Raw genomic sequence first — 21,677 nt, 5'->3', positions numbered from 1 at the left:
GCTCTCAAAGGAACCTCATACGAGGTTTCAATACATAAGCTCTACTGGCTTAGTTCACTAGCACACTGTTGAGTTCTCAAGCAACACACTCTGGATTCACCCGCGTTATCGGCGGGCTCAACCTCGGCGATTGTTTCAAGCCTTTGTTGTTCCGAGGCTATCACCTCGGTTCAGGACCACCCACTCTACCACCTTCGTGGGAGCTTGGTTCGTGGCCCCGGCGGCCGCCCGGTTTCCCTGGCGACTTGGAGAACTTTACATGCCCCGGAACGGCCTCGCACAGGGGGGTCCCCTTTTACCGCGCCAGGCCGCTGACCTGCGTCGATCTACTCCTGCGGCTGCCCGTGGGAGAAGACGACCGTGACGGCGACGAGCGCGGCCGTGAGCACCGCGGCGATGTGGATCGGCGCCGGCGTGAACGACGCGGCGAGGACGAGCACCGCCGTCACCGGGAAGCCGATGGCGATCGGGCGGCACTCGTTGGTCGGGCCGATGTGCAGCAGCCAGACGCCCAGCAGGAACATCGCGACCGGGACCGTCGTGGCCATGGCCGCGGCGACGCCCCCGACGTCGTGCAGGGTGTGGGTGTCGTAGGCGACCGCCACCTCGAGGCCGGCGCCGACGGCCGCGGCGGAGGCGAAGATGAAGTAGTGGCCGTAACCCCAGCTCATCGACGTGAACATGGTCGGACGGCGGACGAGCCGCGCGTGCCCCGGCCGGTCGAAGTACAGCCACCACATCGAGAACACGAGCACCAACGCGGCCGCGGCCAGGGAGATCAGCGCGCCGATGTGCCCCGTCTCGGTGGTGCCCTCCTTGATCGCGGTCGCCGCGCTGAGGATCACCTCGCCGAGCACGATCAGGGTGAACAGGCCGTACCGCTCGGCGATGTGGTGCGGGTGCCACGTGGTGCCGCCGCGGCTCTCGGCCCAGACCGGGACGGCCAGCTCCAGCACCGCGAACGCCAGCCACGCGACGAGCTGCACACCGTGCGGCAGCCACGAGTAGCTGACCCACAGCACCTGGCAGACGACGATCCCGGCGGCGTAGCGCAGGGCCGCCGGACGGCAGCCGGGGTCGGAGCGCGCGGCCCGCAGCCACTGCACGACCATCGCGAGCCGCATCAGGACGTAGCCGGCGACCATCACCCGGAAGTCGCCGTCGAAGGCGCGTTCCACCCCGGCCGCCACGGTCAGGCCACCGGCGATCTGCACGAGCGTGACCAGCCGGTACGGGACGTCGTCGGTGTCGAACGCCGAGGCGAACCAGCTGAAGTTCAGCCAGCCCCACCAGATCGCGAAGAACACCAGCGCGAACGAGAGCACCCCGTGCCCGGCGTGCCCTTCGGCGAGCTCGTGGTGCAGCTGCGCGGCGGCCTGGCCGACGGCGACCACGAAGCAGAGGTCGAACAGCAGCTCGAGCGGGGTCGCGACGCGGTGGTTCTCACTCCGGTCGCGTGACTGCATGGGCCGGTACCACACGCGGATCCGGTACCCGGGCCGCATCGGCTGCTCGGTCATCGACACTCCCCGGCTCGTGCCTGTCGGACGCGGTCATCCCAACATGATCACGAGCGGCGCGGAAGCGCGACACGGGCGAAAGAGGACGGGCGGGCCCGGTTCCCCCTCACCCGGGCCCGCCCGCCGCCGTCACGCGCGCTGCCGGCCGGACGATGGGCAGCCCTTCCGCAAGTGCCGGACGGTCCCCCGCGGACGCCGACACTCACTGGACGGAAGGTGACCGAGTGTGTCCATTCCCTCGTACTCCGGACGCTTCGGTCGCTCAAGCCGGTCACCCCATCCCCGGGTGGCCGACTGATTGCCACTGTCGGTAGCCGAAGCCGCGCAGTGAAGGCCCCATAAGATCTACCTGGTCGCTCTGCGTAGCACCAGAGCCTTTCCGTTCGCGTCACTCGTTTGGAGCATCGCGAATCTGCGGAAAGTAGTGTCTCAGCCCCGCTGGACGTCCGCGGCGGACGTCTCGGCCGTCCGGGTGTCCCGCTCGTGCTCGGAAAGTTGCGCACGGTGGCGGCGGGCCCGGAGCTCGGCCACCGCGAGGGCCAGCGCGCCGCACGTCAGGAAGGCCGCGCAGCAGAGCGCGACGGTGAGCGCCAGCTGCTGGTCCCGCGACGAAACGAGGACCGTGCCGAACACCGACGCCAGCACGGCCGTGCCGATCGCCGTGCCGATCCGCTGCCCGGTCTGCAGCGCGCCACCCGCGACGCCGGCCATCCGGACCGGCACGCACTCCAGGGTCAGCGTCGTGTTCGGCGAGATCACCATGCCGCCGCCGATCCCCGCCACCACCAGCGGAACCACGAACGCCCAGCCCGCGGCCGACGCCGGGACCAGCTGGGCGAGCAGCGCGACGGCCAGCAGGCCGACGGCGACCAGCGACAGCCCCGTGACGGTGAGGCGGCGGCCGAAGCGCGGCACCAGGCGGCCGGCGACGGCCGCGGCCACCGCCGAGCCGATCGCGAACGGCGTCACCGACAGCCCGGACTGCAGCGGCGTGTAGCCGAGGCCCTGCTGGAAGAACATCGCGAAGACCAGCCAGATCCCGGCGAACCCGCAGAAGTAGAGCGCGCCCACCGCGGCGCCGGTGGCGTACCCCGGGGTGCCGGTGAACAGCCGGGTGTCCAGCAGCGGCGACCGGCCGCGGCGGACCAGCCGGTGCTCCCACCGGACGAACGCGGCCCCGGACACGACCGCGATCGGGAACAGCCACCACATCCGCGCGATGCCGCCCTGGTCGGAGTCGACCACCGGGAGCAGCACGCCGAGCACCGCGACCGCGAGCAGCAGGATCCCGGCGAAGTCGATCTCCGACCGCAGCCGGATCTCCCGTTTCTCGCTGCGCGGCAGCAGCCGCAACGCCAGGGCGAACGCCAGCACGCCGATCGGGACATTGACGTAGAACACCCAGCGCCAGCCGTCCGGATCGCCGAAGACGGCCAGGATCACGCCCCCGAGGATCGGGCCGACCGCCGTCGAGATGCCGACGACGGCGCCGAACATGCCGAACGCGCGACCGCGCTCGGGCCCGCGGAAGAGGTCCTGGATCAGGCCGGTGTTCTGCGGGGTGAGCATGCCGGCCGCCACGCCCTGGGCGAGCCGGGCGATGACCAGGGTCGTCTCGTCGGGCGCCGCACCGGCCAGCGCGCTGGTGGCGACGAACGCGGCGAGAGCGCCGAGGAACATCTTCCGGCGGCCGAACGCGTCACCGAGGCGGCCGCCGGTGACCAGGACCAGGCCGAACGCCAGGGCGTACCCCGAGACGACCCAGCGGACCCCGCCGCTGCTCGCGCCGAGGTCACGCTGGATCGACGGCAGCGCGACGTTGACGATGCTGACGTCGAGCAGGCCCATGAACCCGGCCGTCAGCGAGACGGCGAGCGCTTTCCAGCGGCGGGGGTCGGGCTCGTACGAAGTCATCCCGCTCAGCAAACACGAAGGGCCGGGTCCGCGCGCGTTGTGCACGCGGGCCCGGCCCGTTCGCGGACGGCAGCTACGTCGAAGCGGTGATCCCGCGGATGCCCTTCAGCTCGCCGATCAGCATCGAGCTGACCTTCACCGGGTAGTCGTTGAGGGCGAACACCGTCTGGCTCCGCCCGACCAGCTTGAGGTGGACCATCGTTTCGCCCTTGTGCGCGAGCAGCGTGGACCGCAGCTCGCTGACCACCGACTGGTCGATCTTCTCCGCCGCGGCCAGCAGGACCAGCGGCGGCTCGTCGTCACCGTTGCCCGTGCCGACCTCGGACAGGTCGAGCGTCGCCAGGCCGCCACCGAAGATGGACATCTTGTCTTCGCGCCAGTTGACCCGGCCCTTGACGAGCACCGCGTTGTCCTCGATCAGCTCACCCGCGAACAGCGCGTACGACTTCGGGAAGAACAGCACCTCGAGCGAGGCGTCCATGTCCTCGACCGTGCAGATCGCCCAGGGCTCGCCCTTCTTGTTGACCCGCCGCTCGAGCGACGTGATCAGCCCGGAGATGACGAGCTCGCCCTCCTTGGGCGGGTCGGCGAGGATGCCGGCGATCGGCTTCGGCGCGTGCTTGCGCAGGATCCGCTCGGCGCCGTCCAGCGGGTGGGCCGAGACGTACAGGCCGAGCATCTCGCGCTCGTAGGCGAGCAGCTGCTTGCGCGGGTACTCCTCGTCCCCGAACTTCAGGTGCGCGAGCGGCGAAGAGGACGGCGCTGCTTCGTCGCCGTCTTCCCCGCCGAAACCGAACAGGTCGAACTGGCCCATCGCCTCCTGGCGCTTGAGCGGGACGACGGCTTCGACCGCGTCTTCGTGGACCTGGATCATCGAGAGCCGCGTGTGCCCGAGCGAGTCGAACCCGCCCGCCTTGATCAGCGACTCGATGACCCGCTTGTTGCAGGCCACGAGCTCGGACTTGTCGAGGAAGTCGGTGAAGGAGGAGTACTTCCCCTTCTCCGCGCGGGTCTTGATGATCGACTCGACGACGTTCGCGCCGACGTTGCGGACCGCGCCCATGCCGAAGCGGATGTCCTCCCCGACGGCCGCGAACCGCAGGGCGGACTCGTTGACGTCCGGCGGGAGCACCTTGATGCCGAGGCGGCGGCACTCGGACAGGTAGATCGCCGACTTGTCCTTGTTGTCACCGACCGACGTCAGCAGGGCCGCCATGTACTCGGCCCGGAAGTTCGCCTTGAGGTAGGCGGTCCAGTACGAGATCAGGCCGTACGCGGCCGCGTGGCTCTTGTTGAACGCGTAGCCGGCGAACGGGAGGATCGTGTCCCAGAGCGCCTTGACGGCCTCGGCGGAAAAACCACCGTCGAGCAGCGGGCTGGCCTTCATGCCGGCCTCGAAGCCGTCGTACTCGAGGTCGAGGACTTCCTTCTTCTTCTTGCCCATCGCGCGGCGCAGAACATCTGCCCGCCCCATCGTGTACCCGGCCACCTTCTGGCCGATGTGCATGATCTGCTCTTGGTACACGATCAGGCCGTAGGTGTCGGCCAGGATCTCCCGCAGCGGCTCGTCGAGCTCCGGGTGGATCGGCTTGACCTTCTGCCGGTTGTTCTTGCGGTCGGCGTAGTCGTTGTGCGCGTTCATGCCCATCGGGCCGGGGCGGTAGAGCGCGCCGACCGCGACGATGTCGTCGAACACCGTGGGCTCCATGCGGCGGAGCAGGTCGCGCATGGGCCCGCCGTCCAGCTGGAACACGCCGAGCGTGTCGCCACGGGCGAGCAGCTTGTAGGTCTCCGGGTCCTCGACGCCCAGGGTGTCGAGGTCGATGTCGACCCCGCGGTTGGCCTTGATGTTGTCGATCGCGTCGCCGATGACCGTGAGGTTCCGCAGGCCCAGGAAGTCCATCTTCAGCAGGCCGATGGCCTCGCACGACGGGTAGTCCCAGCCGGTGATGATCGAGCCGTCGTCACGCTGCCAGAGCGGGATCGCGTCGGTCAGCGGGTCGCACGACATGATGACCGCGCAGGCGTGCACGCCCGCGTTGCGGATCAGGCCCTCGAGACCGCGGGCGGTGTCGAAGATCGTCTTGCACTCTTCGTCGGTCTCGACCAGCGCGCGGACCTCGGCGGCCTCGCCGTAGCGCTCGTGCTTGTTGTCGACGATGCCCGAGAGCGGGATGTCCTTCGCCATGATCGGCGGCGGCAGCGCCTTGGAGATCTTGTCCGCGATCGCGTAACCCGGCTGGCCGAAGTGAACCCGCGCGCTGTCCTTGATCGCCGCCTTGGTCTTGATCGTGCCGAAGGTGATGACCTGGGCGACCTTGTCGACGCCGTACTTGTCGGTCGCGTACCGGATCATCTCGCCGCGCCGGCGGTCGTCGAAGTCGATGTCGATGTCGGGCATCGAGACGCGCTCGGGGTTCAGGAACCGCTCGAACAGCAGCTTCTGCGGGATCGGGTCCAGGTTGGTGATACCGAGCACGTACGCGACCAGCGAGCCGGCGGCGGAACCACGGCCGGGGCCGACGCGGATGCCGACCTTGCGGGCGTAGCTGATGAGGTCGGCGACGATCAGGAAGTAGGCCGGGAAGCCCTTCCCGATGATGACGTCGAGCTCCTTCTCGATCCGCGCGTCGTACCCTTCGGGCGGGCCGCCCGGGAAGCGCCACGCCAGGCCCTTGGCGACCTCTTCGCGCAGCCAGCCGCCCTGGTCGTAGCCCTCGGGCACCTCGAAGAACGGCAGCCGGTCCTTGTGCGCGTAGACGTCCTCGTAGGACTCGACGCGCTCGGCGATCAGCAGCGTGTTGTCCGACGCGCCGGGTACCTCCCGGTCCCAGTACTCGCGCATGTCGGCGGCGGACTTGAGGTAGTAGCCGTCACCGTCGAACTTGAACCGGGTCGGGTCGTTGAGGGTCTTGCCGGCCTGGACGCACAGCAGCGCCGAGTGGGTGTCGGCCTGGTCCTTGGTGACGTAGTGCGAGTCGTTCGTCGCGATCGGCTTGAGGTCGAGCAGCCGGCCGACCTCCAGCAGGCCCTCGCGGACCGACCGCTCGATCGGCAGCCCGTGGTCCATCAGCTCGAGGAAGAAGTTGTCGGCGCCGAAGATGTCCTTGTAGTCGGACGCGGCCTGGATCGCCGCCTCCTTCTGGCCCAGCCGCAGCCGGGTCTGCACCTCGCCGGACGGGCAGCCGGTGGTCGCGATGATCCCCGAGTGGTTCTCCGAGATCAGCTCGCGGTCCATCCGGGGCTTGCGGTAGTAGCCCTGCATGCTGGCCAGCGAGGACAGCTTGAACAGGTTCCGCAGGCCGGTGGCGTTCTGCGCGAGCATCGTCATGTGGGTGTAGGCACCGGCGCCCGAGACGTCGCCGCCCTCACCCAGCTCGTCGGACCCGCGCTGGTTCTGCTGCCCCCAGAAGACCGGCTTCTTGTGGAAGCGCGACTCCGGCGCGACGTAGGCCTCGATGCCGATGATCGGCTTGAGGCCGTGTTTCTTCGCCTGCTGGTAGAACTCGTCGCCGCCGTACATGTTGCCGTGGTCGGTCATGCCGACCGCGGGCATGCCGAGGCGCGCCGCTTCCGCGAAGAGGGGAGCGATCTTCGCCGCACCGTCGAGCATCGAGTACTCGGTGTGGACGTGCAGGTGGACGAAGGAATCGTTCGACACCAGCGAAAACCTCCCCTGTGTTGATCGGGCAGGCGCGCCCGGGTCCCCCAGCCTATCCCGCACTCGCCGGGCTCGATTGTGCCCCTCGGGAGGGCGCGCCGGGCGGCACGACGCGCCATCGTTTCGGGCGGTGGTGATCACGGCACGCGGTGCTGCCGGCCGGTCACCCGGACGGGTCCGGTGACGCCGGTGAAGTGAGCCACAGCGGCCCGGGCTCGCGTTGACACCGCCATCCTCGGCACCGAGCATCAGCCGGATGAACCTGTCCGACAGCCAGACAGCCGGACAAGGCGGTCCCCGGCGGGTGAGCGCCATGGAGGCGGTGCTGGCCCACCTGCGGCGGCTGATCGAAAGCGGCGAGTACGCCGTGGGCGTCAAGCTGCCCTCCGAAGCCGCTCTGAGCAGGGAGTTCGAGGTCAGCCGGTCGGTCGTCCGGGAGGCCCTGCGCGGGCTGCAGGCCCTTGGCATGACCGAGTCCAAGACCGGCAAGGGCACCTTCGTCACCGCCACCGGGCCCGCCGAGCACCCGACGTTCGGGCCCTACTCCGCCCGCGACCTGATCGAGGTGCGCCGGCACGTCGAGATCCCCGTCGCCGGCTACGCGGCCCTGCGCCGGAGCCAGGACGACCTCGACCTGCTCGCCCACCTCGTCGACCGGATGGACGCCGAGACCGACAACACCGCGTGGGTCGCGCTCGACTCGCTCTTCCACATCACCATCGCCCAGTCCTCGGGCAACCCGGTGTTCGGGAAGGTGATCGAGGAGATCCGCGACGCGCTGGCCCGCCAGTCCGCCTTCCTCAACCAGCTGGGCGGACGACGTCGGCGGTCGAACGTCGAGCACCGGGCGATCGTCACGGCGATCGCCGAGGGTTCCGAGAGCGCCGCCGTCGCGGCCATGACCGCCCACCTGCAGCACGTCGAAGACACGCTCACCAGCATCGTGAACGGGGACCAGTGACCGAACAGACCCTCACCCCGGAAGCGGCCGCCGACGCCGGCGACGCCGGGTACAGCAAGGCCCTCAAGCCGCGGCACGTGAACATGATCGCGATCGGCGGGGCCATCGGCACCGGCCTGTTCCTCGGCGCCGGCGGGCGGCTCGCCCAGGCCGGGCCGGCGCTGGCGATCGTCTACGCCGTCTGCGGGCTCTTCGCGTTCTTCGTGGTCCGCGCGCTCGGCGAGCTCATCCTGTACCGGCCCTCGAGCGGCGCGTTCGTCTCCTACGCGCGGGAGTTCATGGGCGAGAAGGGCGCGTACGTCGCCGGCTGGATGCACTTCCTGAACTGGTCGACCACCGGCATCGCCGACATCACGGCCATCGCGCTCTACGCGCACTTCTGGTCGTTCTTCACGCCGGTCCCGCAGTGGGTGCTCGCGCTGATCGCGCTCGCCGTGGTGCTGACGCTCAACCTGGTCTCGGTGAAGCTGTTCGGCGAGATGGAGTTCTGGTTCGCCATCGTCAAGGTCGCCGCGCTCGTGCTGTTCATGGTGATCGGGATCGTGCTGCTGGCCACACGGACGCCGATCGACGGCGTCGCGGGCGGCCCGCAGCTGATCACCGGGCACGGCGGGATCTTCCCGGCCGGGCTGCTGCCGATGGTCATGATCGTGCAGGGCGTGGTGTTCGCCTACGCGTCGGTCGAGCTGGTCGGGGTCGCCGCGGGCGAGACCGAGAACCCGGAGAAGATCATGCCGAAGGCGATCAACTCCATCATGTGGCGGATCGCCGTGTTCTACGTCGGCTCGGTCGTGCTGCTGGCGATGCTGCTGCCGTGGAGCTCCTACACCAAGGACCAGAGCCCGTTCGTCACCGTGCTGGCGCACCTGGGCGTGCCGGCCGCGGACAGCGTGATGAACCTGGTCGTGCTCACCGCGGCCCTGTCCAGTCTCAATTCGGGGCTGTACTCGACCGGCCGGATCCTGCGGTCGATGGCCACGGCCGGCTCCGCGCCGAAGTTCACCGGCGTGATGAACCGCAACCAGGTGCCCTACGGCGGGATCCTGCTGACCGCGTCGGTCTGCGTGCTCGGGGTCGGGCTCAACTACCTGGTGCCGAAGGAGGCCTTCGACATCGTGCTGAACTTCGCCGCGATCGGCATCCTCGCCACCTGGGCCATCATCGTGCTCTGCCACCTGCTGTTCGTCCGCAGGACGCAACGGGACGGGCTCGAGCGGCCGTCGTTCCGGCTGCCGTTCTCGCCGTACACCGAGATCGCGACGCTGGTGTTCCTCGCCGCCGTCGTGGTCCTGATGGGCTTCGACGAGACCGGCCGGATCACGCTCATGGCACTGCCGGTGATCGCCGCCACGCTGGTCGCCGGCTGGTTCGCCGTGCGGAAGCGGATCGACATGCGCGCGTTCGACAAGGCGGGGCTGTGAACCACGAACTCCTGGTCGAGCTGGTGCGCGACGGCATGGTCGAGGGCGGGCACCACGGCTCGGTGATCGTGCTCGCCCCGGACGGCACGACGCTGTTCGGCGCGGGCGCGCCGGACGCCCCGATGTACCCGCGGTCGACGGCGAAACCCCTGCAGGCCACGGCGATGGCGCGGCTCGGGCTGCGGCTGCCGCCCGCCGGGTTCGCCATCGCGGCGGCCAGCCACTCCGGCGAGCCGATGCACCTCGACGCCGCGTCGGCGGTGCTCGGCGAGCGGTCCCCGGACGACCTGGGCAACCCGGCCGACTTCCCGTACGACCCGGTCGAGCGCGACCACTGGGTGGCGGCCGGGCGGGCCCCGAGCCGGCTCGCGCACAACTGCTCCGGCAAGCACGCGGCGATGCTGGCGACCTGCTCGCTGAACGGCTGGGACACCGACGGTTACCTGGACCCGGCCCACCCGCTGCAACGGGCGATCGCCACCACCGTCGAGGACCTGACCGGCCGGGCGATCGAGCGGGTCGCCGTCGACGGCTGCGGCGCGCCGCTGTTCGCCACCACGCTGCGCGGCCTCGCCACCGCCGTGTCGAAGATCGCCACGGGCGCACCGGGAACGCCCGAAGGCCTGGTCGCCGACGGGATCCGGCGGCACCCCGAGCTGGTCGGCGGCAGCCGCCGCGACGTCACCGCCGTCATGCGCGCGGTGCCGGGACTGATCGCGAAGGACGGCTTCGAGGCCGTCCAGGTCGCCGCCCTGCCCGACGGCACGGCGATCGCGGCCAAGATCGCCGACGGCGGCGACCGGGCCCGGGTGCCGGTGCTCGCCGCGGCGCTGAAGCTGTGCGGGGTGACCGTGCCGTCCGGCCCGGAAAACCTGCGGGTCGCCGGGAAACTGGCCGAGGCGCTCAGCGTGGGCAGCCGCTGACGCTCGCGCTCCGGTTGCCACCCGCACGACCTGGGGTACCGTCGAATCCGGAAGGTGTGACTCCGCTTCGGAAGGCAGGCGCCCGTGCTGGACCGATTTGTCGACAGGATGCTCGGCCTCCCCCGCGCCGAAGGGCCGAAGCCGGTCATCACGCGCGACCTGCCGGTGCCGATGACCGACGGCGTCACGCTGCTCGCGGACCGGTACGCCCCGGCGGGCGACACCCCGGCGCCGGTGGTGCTGATCCGCACGCCGTACGGGCGCAAGGGCCTGCTCTCGAAGCTCTTCGGGGACACCTTCGCCCGGCACGGGCTGCAGACGGTCATCCAGAGCACCCGCGGCTCGTTCGGCTCCGGCGGCGAGTTCCGGCCGTTCCACCTCGAGCGTGAGGACGGCATCGCCACCGCCGAGTGGCTGCGCGCGCAGCCGTGGTGCGACGGCAGGCTCGGCATGGCGGGCGCCAGCTACCTCGGGCACACGCAGTGGGCGGTCGGGCCCTACCTCGACCCGCCCCTCGAGGCGATGTGCCTCGGCGTCACGGCGTCGGAGTTCATCTCGACGTTCTACCCGGGCGGCGTGCTCGCCGCGGACAACATGGTGTCGTGGTCGGCGATGATCGGCCGCCAGGAAGAACGCTTCGCGGCGCTGCCGAACCCGCTGCAGCAGCGCAAGACGCGCAAGGCGATGTCGTTCCTGCCGCTGAGCCGCGCCGACGTCGCCGCGATCGGGAAGCCGGTGCGGTTCCTGCAGGACATCACCGAGCACTTCGTGCCGGACGACACCTACTGGGCCATGTCCGACCACAGCGCCGACGTCGAGAAGCTCGACGTCCCGGTGTCGATGGTCACCGGCTGGTACGACCTGTTCGTCGGCTCGCAGCTGAAGGACTTCCGGCGGCTCGCCGAGGCGGGCAAGGCCCCGCGCCTCACGATCGGCCCGTGGGCCCACGGCGAGCCGGCGAGCATGCGCCCGATGATCCAGGACCAGCTCGGCTTCCTGCGCGCCCACCTGCTCGGCGACCGCACGTACCTGCAGCGCGCGCCGGTCCGGATCTTCCTGCAGGGCGCGGGCACCTGGCTGGACTTCGAGACGTGGCCGCCGCCGTCGACCGCGACGGCGTCGCACCTGCGCCCGATCGGCGGGCTCGGCGAAGCAGGCGGCGACGAAGCGCGGCCGACGACGTTCACCTACGACCCGGCGGACCCGACCCCGGCGGTCGGCGGGCCGCTGCTGACCGGGGACTGGAAGCAGAAGGACAACCAGGAGGTCGAGGCCCGGCCGGACGTGCTGGTCTTCACCGGCGAGCCGCTGGCGTCGGACCTCGACGTCATCGGCGACGTCGCCGCGACCGTGCACGTGCGCACCGAGCTCGGGCACGCCGACGTCTACGTCCGGCTCTGCGACGTCGACGCGGGCGGGGTCTCCCGCAACGTCACCGACGGGATCCTGCGGCTGCGGCCCGGCTTCCCCGAGGCGGACGCGGACGGCGTGGTGACGGCGGAGGTCACGCTCGACCCGACGGCCTACCGCTTCCGCCGCGGCCACCGGCTGCGTGTCCAGGTCGCGGGCGGCGCGTTCCCCCGCTTCGCCCGCAACCACGGCACGGGCGAGCCGATCACCGCGGCGGTGGACGGCAAGCCGAACCGCTTCGAGATCTTCCACGACGCGGCCCGGCCGTCCCGGATCACGCTGCCGGTCTTCACCAACTAGGAGACAGCCACTAGGAGACGAACGGGACCGTCCGGTGGTGGGTGGTCACCCGGCCGTCGTCGTGCAGGACGTGCAGCAGCAGCGACGGCGGCCGGTCGTACTCCAGCGGCCCGCCCTCGTCCCAGCCGCGATCGGCGCCCGGCTCGACCGGCAGCAGCGACGTCGACACCACGCCGGGCGCGATCCGCAGCGGCACGCCGGCGAACGTCGTCGACGCGCCGGTGTGGACGTGCCCGGCGAGCAGGGCCGCGACGCGCGGGTGGCGGGCCAGCACGGCCGCCAGCCGCTCCTCCCCCGACTGCCGGATCGCGTCCACCAGCGGGACGCCGACCTCGACCGGCGGGTGGTGGAAGGCGACGAACGCCGGGCCGTCACCGCCGGAGAGCACGCCGTCGAGCCAGTCCAGGGTCTCGTCGGCGAGGTGGCCCGCGCCGCGGCCGGGGATTGTCGAGTCGCACATCGCGAACAGCACGCCGTCGACCTCCCGGGCGAGGTCGATCGGGCCGTCGGACGCGGGCAGGTCGAGCAGGCCGGTCCGGAACGCCGCGCGGACGTCGTGGTTGCCCGGGCAGACCAGCACCGGCGCCGGGTGCTTGAGCAGCTCGGCGGCGCGCGCGTACTCCGTCGCGGCGCCGTGGTCGGCGATGTCACCGGTGACGACGACAGCGTCGACCGCGAGCTCGTCCAGGTACGCCAGCACGGCCGCGACGCGCTCTTCCGCGCGCGGCCCGTCGTCGAGGTGCAGGTCGCTCAGGTGCGCGATGATCATCTTTCGTCCTTCCCCAGGTACGCCAGTGCTTTCACCCAGTTGCGGACGAGCACCGCGGACGCGGTCGGCAGGTCGCCGTCGCGCAGCGCCGCGGCGATCCGGCGGTGCTCGCCGATGCTCTCCCCGGCGCGGCTCGCACCGCCGAAGTAGCACGATTCGTACCGCTTGAGCAGCGGCTTGGTCTGCTCGATCAACCGCAGCAGGTGCGGGTTCGGGCAGCGGGACAGCAGCAGCGCGTGCCAGCGATCGTCCACTTCGGACAGATCCTCGCCGCGCTCCAGCGCCGCGGCCATCTCCTCGGCGACGACGTCGAGCGCGTCGGGCAGCCCGGCCAGCTCCAGCGGCGACGTCCAGCGCAGCGCGAGCGCCTCGAGCTCGGCGACCAGCGGGTAGAGCCGGCGGGCTTCGTCCGGGTCGAACGGCGGCACGAGGAACCCGCGGCCCGGCTCGGTCACGAGCAGGCCGCGGCCGGCGAGCCCGATCAGGGCCTCCCGCAGCGGCGTCCGGCTGACACCCAGCTCGCGGGCCAGGTGCACCTCGTTGACGCGGGCGCCGGCGGCGAGCCGCCCGTCGAGCACGCGGGTGGTGATCTCCTCGATCAGGTCGCTGCGCAGTGGAGTCCGGCCCATGCGGGCAGTATTGCATGCAATCCGGCCGTACTGTATTCAGTTTGCATGACCTTTGACGGCTTCGATGTCGACCGCGCCCGCCGTGAGACCCCCGGCTGCGCGGAGGTGGTCCACTTCAACAACGCGGGTTCCGCGCTGCCCCCGGCCGTCGTGACGGACACGGTCGTCGACTACCTGCGCCACGAAGCGCTGGTCGGCGGGTACGAAGCGGCCGCCGAAGCGCAGGACCGGCTGGCCGCGGTGTACACGTCGGCGGCGAGGCTGGTCGGCGGCGAGGCCGACGACATCGCGATCACCGACAACGCGACGCGGTCCTGGCAGGCGATCTTCTACGCGCTGCCGTTCACCGCGGGCGACCGGATCCTGACCTCGCGCGCGGAGTACGCGAGCAACGCGATCGCGTACCTGCAGGTCGCCAAGCGCACCGGCGCGGTCGTCGAGGTGGTCGGCGACGACGAGTCCGGCCAGCTGGACGTCGAAGACCTCCGCCGCCGGGTCGACGGCGACGTCAAGCTGATCGCCGTCAGCCACGTGCCCACCCAGGGCGGGCTGGTCAACCCGGCCGAGGAGATCGGCGCGGTCGCCGAGGCGGCCGGGATCCCGTTCCTGCTCGACGCGTGCCAGTCCGCGGGCCAGGTCGATCTCGACGTCCGGCGGCTGAAGTGCGACGCGCTGTCGGTGACCGGCCGCAAGTACCTGCGCGGCCCGCGTGGCACCGGCTTCCTCTACGCGCACCCGCGCCTGCGCGAGCGGCTGGAGCCCGCGATGCTCGACCTGCACTCGGCGGTCTGGACCGCGCCGACCGAATACGTCGTCGACCCGACCGCCAAGCGCTTCGAGGTGTGGGAACGCGACTTCGCCGCGGTGTTCGGCCTCGGCGCCGCAATCGACTACGCGCTCGAGTGGGGCATGCCGGCCATCGAAACCCGCGTCGCCTCGCTCGCGGACACCCTGCGCACCCGGCTGGCCGGCATCGGCGCCCGCGTGCACGACCTCGGCGTGAAGAAGTGCGGCATCGTCACCTTCAGCGTCGACGGCACGCCCGCCGCGGACATCAAGGCGCGGCTGGCCGAAGCGCGGATCAACGTGTCGGTCTCGTCCCGCACGTCGGCGCAGTTCGACTTCACCGCGCGCGACCTGCCGGACCTGGTCCGGTCGTCGGTGCACTACTACAACACCGAGGACGAGATCGACCTGCTGGTCAAGGCGGTCGAGAAGCTCTAGAAGGCGTTAACACCGGTCAGTTCGGCCGACACGGTCCACAGCCGCTCGGCCTGCGCCGGGTCGACCGCGTAGTCCTTGACGCCGACGCGCGTGCCGTCGGCCGGGGCGGGCTCGGCGACGTCGCAGTCTTCGAGGTAGACGCCGCCGAGGCCGTCGAGCTGCGGGGACGTCGCCGCCCAGACCTGCGTCGCCGCGCCCTCCTCGGGCGTCTTCGCACCGGCCCCGGTGGCCTGCCCGTTCTCGTCGAGCATGCCCGAGTCGATCAGCTCCTGGCGGTCCAGGTGGCGCACCAGGTCGGTCAGGATCCGGCCCGGGTGCAGGGCGAACGCGCGGACACCACGGTCCTGCGCGAGCTTGTCGAGCTGGACCGCGAACAGGACGTTCGCCGTCTTCGCCTGGCCGTAGGCGAGCCACTTGTCGTAACCCTGCTCGAAGTTGAGGTCGTCGAAGCGGACCGGGCCGAAGTGGTGGCCGCGCGAGGACACCGACACGACCCGCGCGCCCGGGTTGAACGCCGGCCAGAGCCGGTTCACCAGCGCGAAGTGGCCGAGGTGGTTGGTCGCGAACTGCGCCTCCCAGCCCGGGCCGACCCGGGTCTCCGGCGCCGCCATGATCCCGGCGCTGCCGATGAAGACGTCGATGCCGCGGCCGGAGGCGGCGAACCGCTCGGCGAACGCGCGGACGCTGTCGAGGTCGCCGAGGTCCAGCTCGTCGATCTCGACGTTCTCGAAGCCCCGCAACGCTTCTTCCGCCGTCGCCCGGCGGCGGGCCGGGACGACGACGTGCGCGCCCGCCTGCGTCAGCGCGCGCGTCGTCTCGAGGCCGATGCCGGAGTAGCCGCCGGTGACGATCGCGAGCTTGCCGGTCAGGTCGATGCCGGCGAGGACCTCGGACGCCGTGCTGGTGGCGCCGAAGCCCGAGCCGATCTTGTGCTGTGCAGTGGTCATGTCTCCGACGTTAAGAGCTGGAGTGCACTCCAGCGCAAGTTCAGCCCTTGAGCAGCTGCCGCGCGATCACGAGCTTCTGGATCTCGCTGGTGCCCTCGTAGATCCGGAACAGGCGCGCGTCGCGGTAGATCCGCTCGACCGTGACGCCCCGGACGTAACCCATCCCGCCGTGCACCTGCACCGCGCGGTCGGCGACCCGGCCGAGCATCTCGGTGCAGAACAGCTTCGCCGACGACGGCCCGAGCTTGCGGTCCTCGTCCGAGTCGTACTTCGCGGCGGCTTCGTGCACCATCGCGCGCCCGGCCGCCAGCTCGGCGTGCGACTCCGCCAGCAACGCCTGCACCAGCTGGAATTCCCCGATCGGGTGACCACCTTGGCGGGCCGTGCGCGCGTAGTCGACGGCTTCGGCCAGCGCGCGTTCCGCCATCCCCACGCACAGCGCCGCGATGTGCAGCCGGCCGCGGGCGAGCGAGGCCATCGCGATGCCGAAGCCCTGGCCCGCCGCGCCGACCAGCGCGTCCGCCGGCACTTCTACGTCGTCGAAGACCACCTCCGACGTCCACGCGCCGGCCTGGCCCATCTTGGCGTCGTGCGGGCCGACGGTGACGCCGGGCGCGCCCGCGGGCACGAGCAGCGCGGAGATGCCACGGCTGCCCGCGCTGTCCGGTTCGGTGCGCGCGAACACGACGAAGACCTCGGCGAGCGGCGCGTTGGTGATGAACCGCTTGGTGCCCGAGAGCCGGTAGCGGTCGCCGTCGCGGACCGCGCGGCTGGTCAGCCCGCTGGGATCGGAGCCGGCTTCGGCCTCGGTGAGCGCGAACGACGCGATCGCCTGGCCGGCGGCGAGCCGGGGCAGCCAGCAGGTGCGCTGGTCCGGCGTCCCGTAGTGCACGATCGCCTGGCCCGCGATGCCGTTGTTGGTGCCGAACAGGGAGCGGAACGCCGGTGTCGTCCAGCCGAGCTCGATCGCCAGCCGGACGTCCTCGGCCATGCCGAGCCCGAGGCCGCCGTACTCCTCCGGCAACGCCCAGCCGAACAGGCCCAGCTCGGCGGCCTTCTCCCGGATCCCGGCGGGGATTTCGTCGGTTTCGTCGATCTCCGCCTCGCGCGGGACGACCTCCTTGCGCACGAACTCCCGCACCGCCCCGAGCACCTGGCCGAAAACGTCCGCGTCCATGCGTCGCACCGTACCCGGTAGCGTGCGGTGCGTGAGCACCTTCTACGACGTCGCCGAAGCGCACCCGGGCCGGCTCGCGGTGCTCGCCCCGGACGGGCGGTCCGCGACCTTCGGCGAGCTGGCCGCGCGGGCGAACCGGCTGACGCACGCGCTGCACCGGCTGGGCCTGCGCGAGGGCGACGGCGTCGTCGGGATCGTCCACAACGGACTCCCCTACTTCGAGCTGCTGTTCGCCACGCTCCAGGCCGGGATGTACTTCACGCCGGTCAACTACCGGTCCTCCGCCGAGGAAATTGCCTACGTGGTGGAGAACAGCGGCGCCCGGGTCGTCGTCGCGGACGCGGACATCGCACGTACCTGTCCGCCGTTGGGTTCCGTGGCCCGTTTCTCGGTCGGCGCGGCGGACGGCTGGGAGGACTACGCGTCCTGGGGTGAGGACGAGCCGTCCACCGCGCCGGAGCCACGGACGGCCGGGCAGACGATGCTCTACACGTCCGGCACCACCGGCCGTCCCAAGGGCGTCCGCCGGGCGCTCAGCGGGAAACCGCCGTCGCTGCACGAAATCCACCGCGATCTGCTCGCGATGATGGACGTCCACGAGGGGCCGGGCGTGCACCTCGTGGCCTGCCCGCTCTACCACGCCGCGCCCGGCTCGTTCTCCGTCAACGCGATGCACCTCGGGCACTCCGCTGTGCTGATGGACAAGTTCGACGCCGAGGAGACGCTGCGGCTGGTCGAACGCCACCGCGTCACGAGCACCCACCTCGTGCCGACCATGTTCCACCGGATGCTGCGGCTGCCCAACGACGTCCTAGCGCGGTACGACCTGTCGAGCCTGACCAGCGTGATCCACGGCGCGGCGCCGTGCCCGCCCGAGGTCAAGGAGCGGATGATCGGCTGGCTCGGCCCGGTGGTGCACGAGTACTACGGCGCGTCGGAAGGCCTGATCTGCGGCGTCACGGCGTCGGACTGGCTGAAGGCGCCGGGCACCGTCGGCCGGACGCTGACCGGGGTGCGGCTGAAGGTCCTCGACGAGGACGGCGCCGAGTTGCCGGACGGTGAGCCGGGCACGCTCTACTTCAGCTCGGCCCACACGGCGCTCGACTACCTCGGCGACCCGGAGAAGACCGCGGCCGCCCGTTCGGGCGAATTCCTGACGGTGGGCGACTTCGGTTACCGCGACGCCGAAGGCCGCGTCTTCCTGCTCGACCGCCGGACCGACCTGATCCTCTCCGGCGGCGTCAACATCTACCCCGCCGAGATCGAGGCGCGACTGCTCTCCCACCCGGACGTCGCCGACGCGGCCGTGATCGGCGAGCCGGACGACGAGTGGGGCCAGCGCGTGATCGCCGTCGTCCAGCCGGTGCCCGGGGTTGCCGGCGACGACGCACTGGCGGCGCGGCTGGCCGAGCACTGCCGGGCCGCGCTGGCCGGGTTCAAGACGCCCAAGCGGTTCGACTTCACCGAGCGGCTGCCGCGGACCGAATCGGGCAAGATGCTGCGCCGCACCCTACGGAAGGACTGACTCCCGATGCGCAAGCCGATCGCCGTCACCACCGCCGTTCTCGCCGCCCTGCTGGTGCTGCCCGCCACCGCGTCCGCGACGCCGGGCAGCGGGGTCACCGGCACGATCCTCACGCAGAAGACGATCGGCCACACCGACTACACGCTCCGGGAGATCACCATCCAGCCCGGCGGCTACACCGGCTGGCACTTCCACGACGGCACGCTCTACGCGTACGTGAAGGCCGGGACGCTGACGCACAACAAGGCCGACTGCTCCCTCGACGGCCTCTACCCCACCGGGCGCGCGTTCACCGAGCAGCCCGACCAGGTGCACATCGGCCGCAACCTCGGGACGGCACCGCTGGTCCTCGAAGTCCTGTACGTGCTCCCGGCGGGCAGCCCGCTCTCGGAGGACGCGCCGAACCCGGGCTGCGACTTCTAGCTCGTGAACCAGCCCGCCGCGTCGAGGCGGTAGGCCGCGGGGCCGACGACCGCGCGCAGATCGGTCTCGAGCGCGGTCATGCGGTCGGCGCCGACCGTGCGCGCCCAGTCGGCGCGCAGGTCGTCGAAGATCTCCGCCGACTTCGTGAGCGCGTCGACGCCGTGCGCGGTGAGCCGCACGATCTTGCGGCGCGCGTCGGCGGGGTCGTCGGCGCGCTCGGCGTACCCGAGCGCCTCGAGCCGGTCGACGGTCTTGCCGGCCGCCTGCTTGGAGACGCCGAGGCGGCGGCCGACTTCGGACGCCGTCGCGCCCTGGACGCCGATGGCCTGCATGGCGAACCCGTACGACGGGCGGACGTCCGGGTGCCCGCGGCGCGCGAGCTCGGCGTGCAGGCGGTCGATGAGCGTGCGGAAACCGCCGAAGAGCAGGAACGGCAGCTCGTAGCCGGGTGCGTCGGTCATGACCCCTTGCCAAATTCGACAACCAGGTTTACGGTTTCGACAACCACGTTGTCGATACTACGTCTGGAGACGTCTTGTTCCCCGATCACACCCCGGAGTCTGCCCCGCCCGCCGCCCGCCCCGCGATGGCGGCCACCGCGAAGAAGTTCGGCGGCCACGTCCCGGCCGCCGTCGCCCGCCTGGCGACGTCACCTGAACTGCTGAACGGCTTCCTGAAGCTGAACGCGATCTTCGAGTCGGCCACCCTCCCGGCCCTCGACCGCGAAGTCCTGATCATGACGGTGGCCGCGCGCAACGGCTGCCACCTCTGCGTCGCGATGCACACGGCGTCCCTCCAGCGCCTGTCCGCCGCACCGGAGCTGGTGACGGCGCTGCGCGCGGAGTCGGCGTTGCCCTCGCCGCGACTGGAGGCGTTGCGCGTGTTCGTGCACGCGGTCATGGACACGACGGGTGACGTCCCACCGGCCGCGCTGGACGCGTTCACCCAGGCGGGTTACACGCCGCGGAACGCGCTGGAAGTGGTGCTGGGCATCGGCACCTACACGCTGTCGACGTTCGCGAACCGCCTGACCGGGGCACCGCTGGACGAGGTCTTCGCGGACCACGCCTGGCACGCTACCGCGGTATGACGGTCGTTCCGTTCGCGTCACCTTCCACGAGTTCCCGGTAGGCCCCGGCGACGACGGTGACAGGCGTCCCGCGACCACCGTCCTCGCCCATCGCCTCGAGGGTTTCGCTGATCCAACCGGGGCTGACGGCGTTGATCCGCAGCCCGCGAGTCAGCTCGGCGGCCGTGGACCGGACGAAGCCCTCGAGCCCGGCGTTGACGAGCGCGCCGAGGCCGCTGCCGGGAATCGGCTCGGTGAACGTCCCGCCGGTGAGGGTGATCGAGCCGCCGTCCGGCAGGCGTTCGGCGGCGAGCCGAGCGAGCGCGACCTGGCCGAACAGCTTGCCGCGCAGGTCGTCGAGCACCTGCTCGCCGGTCAGCTCGGCCAGCGGCCGCAGCGGAACGTTGGCGGCACAGCACACCACGGCGTCGACCGGCTTGGTGAACAGCGCCTCGAGCGACGCGGGGTCGGTCAGGTCGGCGCGGACCGCCGAGGTCCGCGAGACCCCGGCCACCTCGTGGCGCGGTTCGAGAGTGGCGGCAACGGCCCGGCCGACCAGACCGGTGGCCCCCAGCACGACGATCTTCACGTCGTCGACGCTAGCGGCCGCGGCAACCCGGTTTCCCGGAAACGATCGAAACCCTTGGCACGTAAGAGAAATCCGTTCTTGTCGGTGCTCCTCACTAAGATCAAGGTGTTCGGTCGGGGGTTGGTCCGATGTCCGAGGAGGACGTTGTGCGAGAAGTGGGGAAGTACACCGCCGGAGCGGTCGCGGCGGTGCTGGCGGGGGCAGTGCTGGCCGGCGCACCCGCCACGGCCGCGGCGGCGGAGGGGTGCCACTGGACGGCGGCCACCCAGCCGGTGCCGGACGGCTACCGGCTCGAGGATCTCGGCTCGGGTGACGGAGCGGGCGCGGTCGCCGGGACCCTGCGGCCGAAGACGGCCGGTGACCCCTTGGCCGGTGTGGTGTGGCGCGGCGGCACCGCGAACGTGCTCGGCAGCGCCTTCGGGCTGGACACCACGATCTCCGACGTGAACTCGGCCGGCGTCGCGGTCGGGTCGTACGCCGAACCGCACGTCTTCGGCGGCCACGAACCGAACCACGCTGTCAGGTACGTCGACGGCGCCTACGAGCGGCTGCCCGAGCCGCCGGGGTTCGTGAACACCACGGCGATCCGGATCAACGCCCACGGCGACATCCTGGGCGCGGTCGGCGAGAGCGGGGACACCGGGGTGTACCGCACGGTCGTGTGGCCGGCGGACACGCCGGGCACCGTGCGCGTGCTGCCCGCGCCGCACGAAGGGTTCCAGGTACCGGCCGGCATCGGCGAGGACGGCACCGTGCCCGTGGCGATCATCGGCGCGTTGCCCGGGGGCGGGTTCGCCGGGTACCTGTGGCCGCCCGGCGGAGCCACCACGGTCCGTCTCGCGTCGCCGGCCGCCAACGGCGCGGACGGCGAGGTCGTGCCGACGGCCATCGGGGGCGATCGGGTCGCCGGGTACACGGGTGACGCCGGGGTGTTCCTCTGGAAGCTCGACGGCTCGATCGACCGGCCGTTGCCGGGTCTGCTCCGCGCCGAGGCGATGAACGCGGCGGGAGACATCGCCGGTCCGGGTGACAACGGTTCGACGGTGGTCCTGCCCTCCGGCGGCGGACCGGCTCAGATCGTCTCGACGGGCGAACAGAACGTGGACGTCAAGGAGCTCACGGAGGAGGGCGACATCTACGCCGCGGTCACGACCACCACCCCGGAGTGGCGGCAAGACGTGGTCCGCTGGCACTGCGGCTGACCACGGCCCGGAC

The 21,677-nt window shown here is 71.2% G+C and carries 18 protein-coding genes; 9 read left to right on the top strand and 9 right to left on the bottom strand.

The window, feature by feature from the left end; genetic code table 11:
- Window positions 1-326: 326 nt before the first annotated feature.
- The 3 genes from ACIOD2_RS26375 to dnaE form a co-directional block, all read right to left on the bottom strand.
- Entirely contained in the window at window positions 327-1,520 is a 1,194-nt protein-coding gene (locus tag ACIOD2_RS26375) for a low temperature requirement protein A (RefSeq protein ID WP_400543147.1), read from the bottom strand.
- 429 nt (window positions 1,521-1,949) lie between these two features.
- On the bottom strand, window positions 1,950-3,434 hold the full coding sequence (locus ACIOD2_RS26370) for an MFS transporter (protein ID WP_400543144.1): 1,485 nt from the start codon (window positions 3,432-3,434) through the stop codon (window positions 1,950-1,952).
- 73 nt (window positions 3,435-3,507) lie between these two features.
- Window positions 3,508-7,095: a DNA polymerase III subunit alpha gene (dnaE, locus tag ACIOD2_RS26365; RefSeq protein ID WP_400543141.1), complete on the bottom strand. Its 3,588-nt coding sequence runs from the start codon at window positions 7,093-7,095 to the stop codon at window positions 3,508-3,510.
- Window positions 7,096-7,408: 313 nt separating this feature from the next.
- On the opposite strand from dnaE, the gene ACIOD2_RS26360 reads away from it, so the two are divergent.
- From ACIOD2_RS26360 to ACIOD2_RS26345, 4 genes are all read left to right on the top strand, one after another.
- Window positions 7,409-8,056, top strand: a complete 648-nt coding sequence (locus ACIOD2_RS26360; protein ID WP_400543278.1) for a FadR/GntR family transcriptional regulator — start codon at window positions 7,409-7,411, stop codon at window positions 8,054-8,056.
- Entirely contained in the window at window positions 8,053-9,477 is a 1,425-nt protein-coding gene (locus ACIOD2_RS26355; protein WP_400543138.1) for an amino acid permease, read from the top strand. The genes ACIOD2_RS26360 and ACIOD2_RS26355 overlap by 4 nt, the downstream gene beginning before the upstream one ends.
- Complete coding sequence (locus ACIOD2_RS26350) at window positions 9,474-10,400, top strand: asparaginase (protein ID WP_400543135.1); 927 nt, start codon at window positions 9,474-9,476, stop codon at window positions 10,398-10,400. Before ACIOD2_RS26355 ends, ACIOD2_RS26350 begins: the two co-directional genes overlap by 4 nt.
- Before the next feature lie 84 nt (window positions 10,401-10,484).
- Window positions 10,485-12,110, top strand: coding sequence for a CocE/NonD family hydrolase (locus ACIOD2_RS26345; RefSeq protein WP_400543132.1), 1,626 nt, complete (start codon window positions 10,485-10,487; stop codon window positions 12,108-12,110).
- 10 nt (window positions 12,111-12,120) lie between these two features.
- Here ACIOD2_RS26345 and ACIOD2_RS26340 read toward each other — a convergent pair whose 3' ends face one another.
- Both ACIOD2_RS26340 and ACIOD2_RS26335 read right to left on the bottom strand, forming a co-directional pair.
- Complete coding sequence (locus ACIOD2_RS26340; protein WP_400543127.1) at window positions 12,121-12,879, bottom strand: metallophosphoesterase; 759 nt, start codon at window positions 12,877-12,879, stop codon at window positions 12,121-12,123.
- The gene (locus tag ACIOD2_RS26335; protein ID WP_400543124.1) at window positions 12,876-13,508 is read right to left on the bottom strand and encodes a GntR family transcriptional regulator; all 633 of its coding nucleotides are present in this window, start codon (window positions 13,506-13,508) and stop codon (window positions 12,876-12,878) included. The genes ACIOD2_RS26340 and ACIOD2_RS26335 overlap by 4 nt, the downstream gene beginning before the upstream one ends.
- A gap of 45 nt (window positions 13,509-13,553) precedes the next feature.
- Here ACIOD2_RS26335 and ACIOD2_RS26330 point away from each other — a divergent pair, with 45 nt between their 5' ends.
- Window positions 13,554-14,732, top strand: coding sequence for an aminotransferase class V-fold PLP-dependent enzyme (locus ACIOD2_RS26330; RefSeq protein WP_400543121.1), 1,179 nt, complete (start codon window positions 13,554-13,556; stop codon window positions 14,730-14,732).
- Here the strand turns inward: ACIOD2_RS26330 and ACIOD2_RS26325 are convergent.
- Together ACIOD2_RS26325 and ACIOD2_RS26320 are read right to left on the bottom strand one after the other, a co-directional pair.
- Window positions 14,729-15,679 (bottom strand): SDR family NAD(P)-dependent oxidoreductase, encoded by a 951-nt coding sequence (locus ACIOD2_RS26325; RefSeq protein ID WP_400543118.1) that lies wholly within the window; start codon window positions 15,677-15,679, stop codon window positions 14,729-14,731. The two genes, ACIOD2_RS26330 and ACIOD2_RS26325, sit on opposite strands and share 4 nt — an antisense overlap.
- 40 nt (window positions 15,680-15,719) lie before the next feature.
- Entirely contained in the window at window positions 15,720-16,856 is a 1,137-nt protein-coding gene (locus tag ACIOD2_RS26320) for an acyl-CoA dehydrogenase family protein (RefSeq protein ID WP_400543115.1), read from the bottom strand.
- A 31-nt stretch (window positions 16,857-16,887) separates the two neighbouring features.
- Here ACIOD2_RS26320 and ACIOD2_RS26315 point away from each other — a divergent pair, with 31 nt between their 5' ends.
- Complete coding sequence (locus ACIOD2_RS26315) at window positions 16,888-18,381, top strand: AMP-binding protein (RefSeq protein WP_400543112.1); 1,494 nt, start codon at window positions 16,888-16,890, stop codon at window positions 18,379-18,381.
- 6 nt (window positions 18,382-18,387) lie between these two features.
- Window positions 18,388-18,804 carry a cupin domain-containing protein gene (locus ACIOD2_RS26310; protein WP_400543109.1) on the top strand — a complete coding sequence of 139 codons (417 nt, stop codon included), beginning with the start codon at window positions 18,388-18,390 and terminating at the stop codon, window positions 18,802-18,804.
- Here the strand turns inward: ACIOD2_RS26310 and ACIOD2_RS26305 are convergent.
- Window positions 18,801-19,265: a MarR family winged helix-turn-helix transcriptional regulator gene (locus tag ACIOD2_RS26305; protein ID WP_323335719.1), complete on the bottom strand. Its 465-nt coding sequence runs from the start codon at window positions 19,263-19,265 to the stop codon at window positions 18,801-18,803. The genes ACIOD2_RS26310 and ACIOD2_RS26305 overlap by 4 nt on opposite strands.
- Window positions 19,266-19,390: 125 nt before the next feature.
- Here ACIOD2_RS26305 and ACIOD2_RS26300 point away from each other — a divergent pair, with 125 nt between their 5' ends.
- Window positions 19,391-19,894, top strand: a complete 504-nt coding sequence (locus ACIOD2_RS26300) for a carboxymuconolactone decarboxylase family protein (protein ID WP_400543275.1) — start codon at window positions 19,391-19,393, stop codon at window positions 19,892-19,894.
- Here ACIOD2_RS26300 and ACIOD2_RS26295 read toward each other — a convergent pair.
- Window positions 19,881-20,462 carry a short chain dehydrogenase gene (locus ACIOD2_RS26295; protein ID WP_400543105.1) on the bottom strand — a complete coding sequence of 194 codons (582 nt, stop codon included), beginning with the start codon at window positions 20,460-20,462 and terminating at the stop codon, window positions 19,881-19,883. The two genes, ACIOD2_RS26300 and ACIOD2_RS26295, sit on opposite strands and share 14 nt — an antisense overlap.
- 146 nt (window positions 20,463-20,608) lie before the next feature.
- Here ACIOD2_RS26295 and ACIOD2_RS26290 point away from each other — a divergent pair, with 146 nt between their 5' ends.
- Entirely contained in the window at window positions 20,609-21,664 is a 1,056-nt protein-coding gene (locus ACIOD2_RS26290) for a hypothetical protein (protein WP_400543102.1), read from the top strand.
- Window positions 21,665-21,677 lie beyond the last annotated feature (13 nt).

It is taken from the genome of Amycolatopsis sp. NPDC088138 (genome assembly GCF_044741685.1).
Classification (GTDB): domain Bacteria; phylum Actinomycetota; class Actinomycetes; order Mycobacteriales; family Pseudonocardiaceae; genus Amycolatopsis.
The sequence above is the reverse complement of the archived record's forward strand: the minus strand, read 5'-3'. Positions and strand labels throughout refer to the sequence as shown.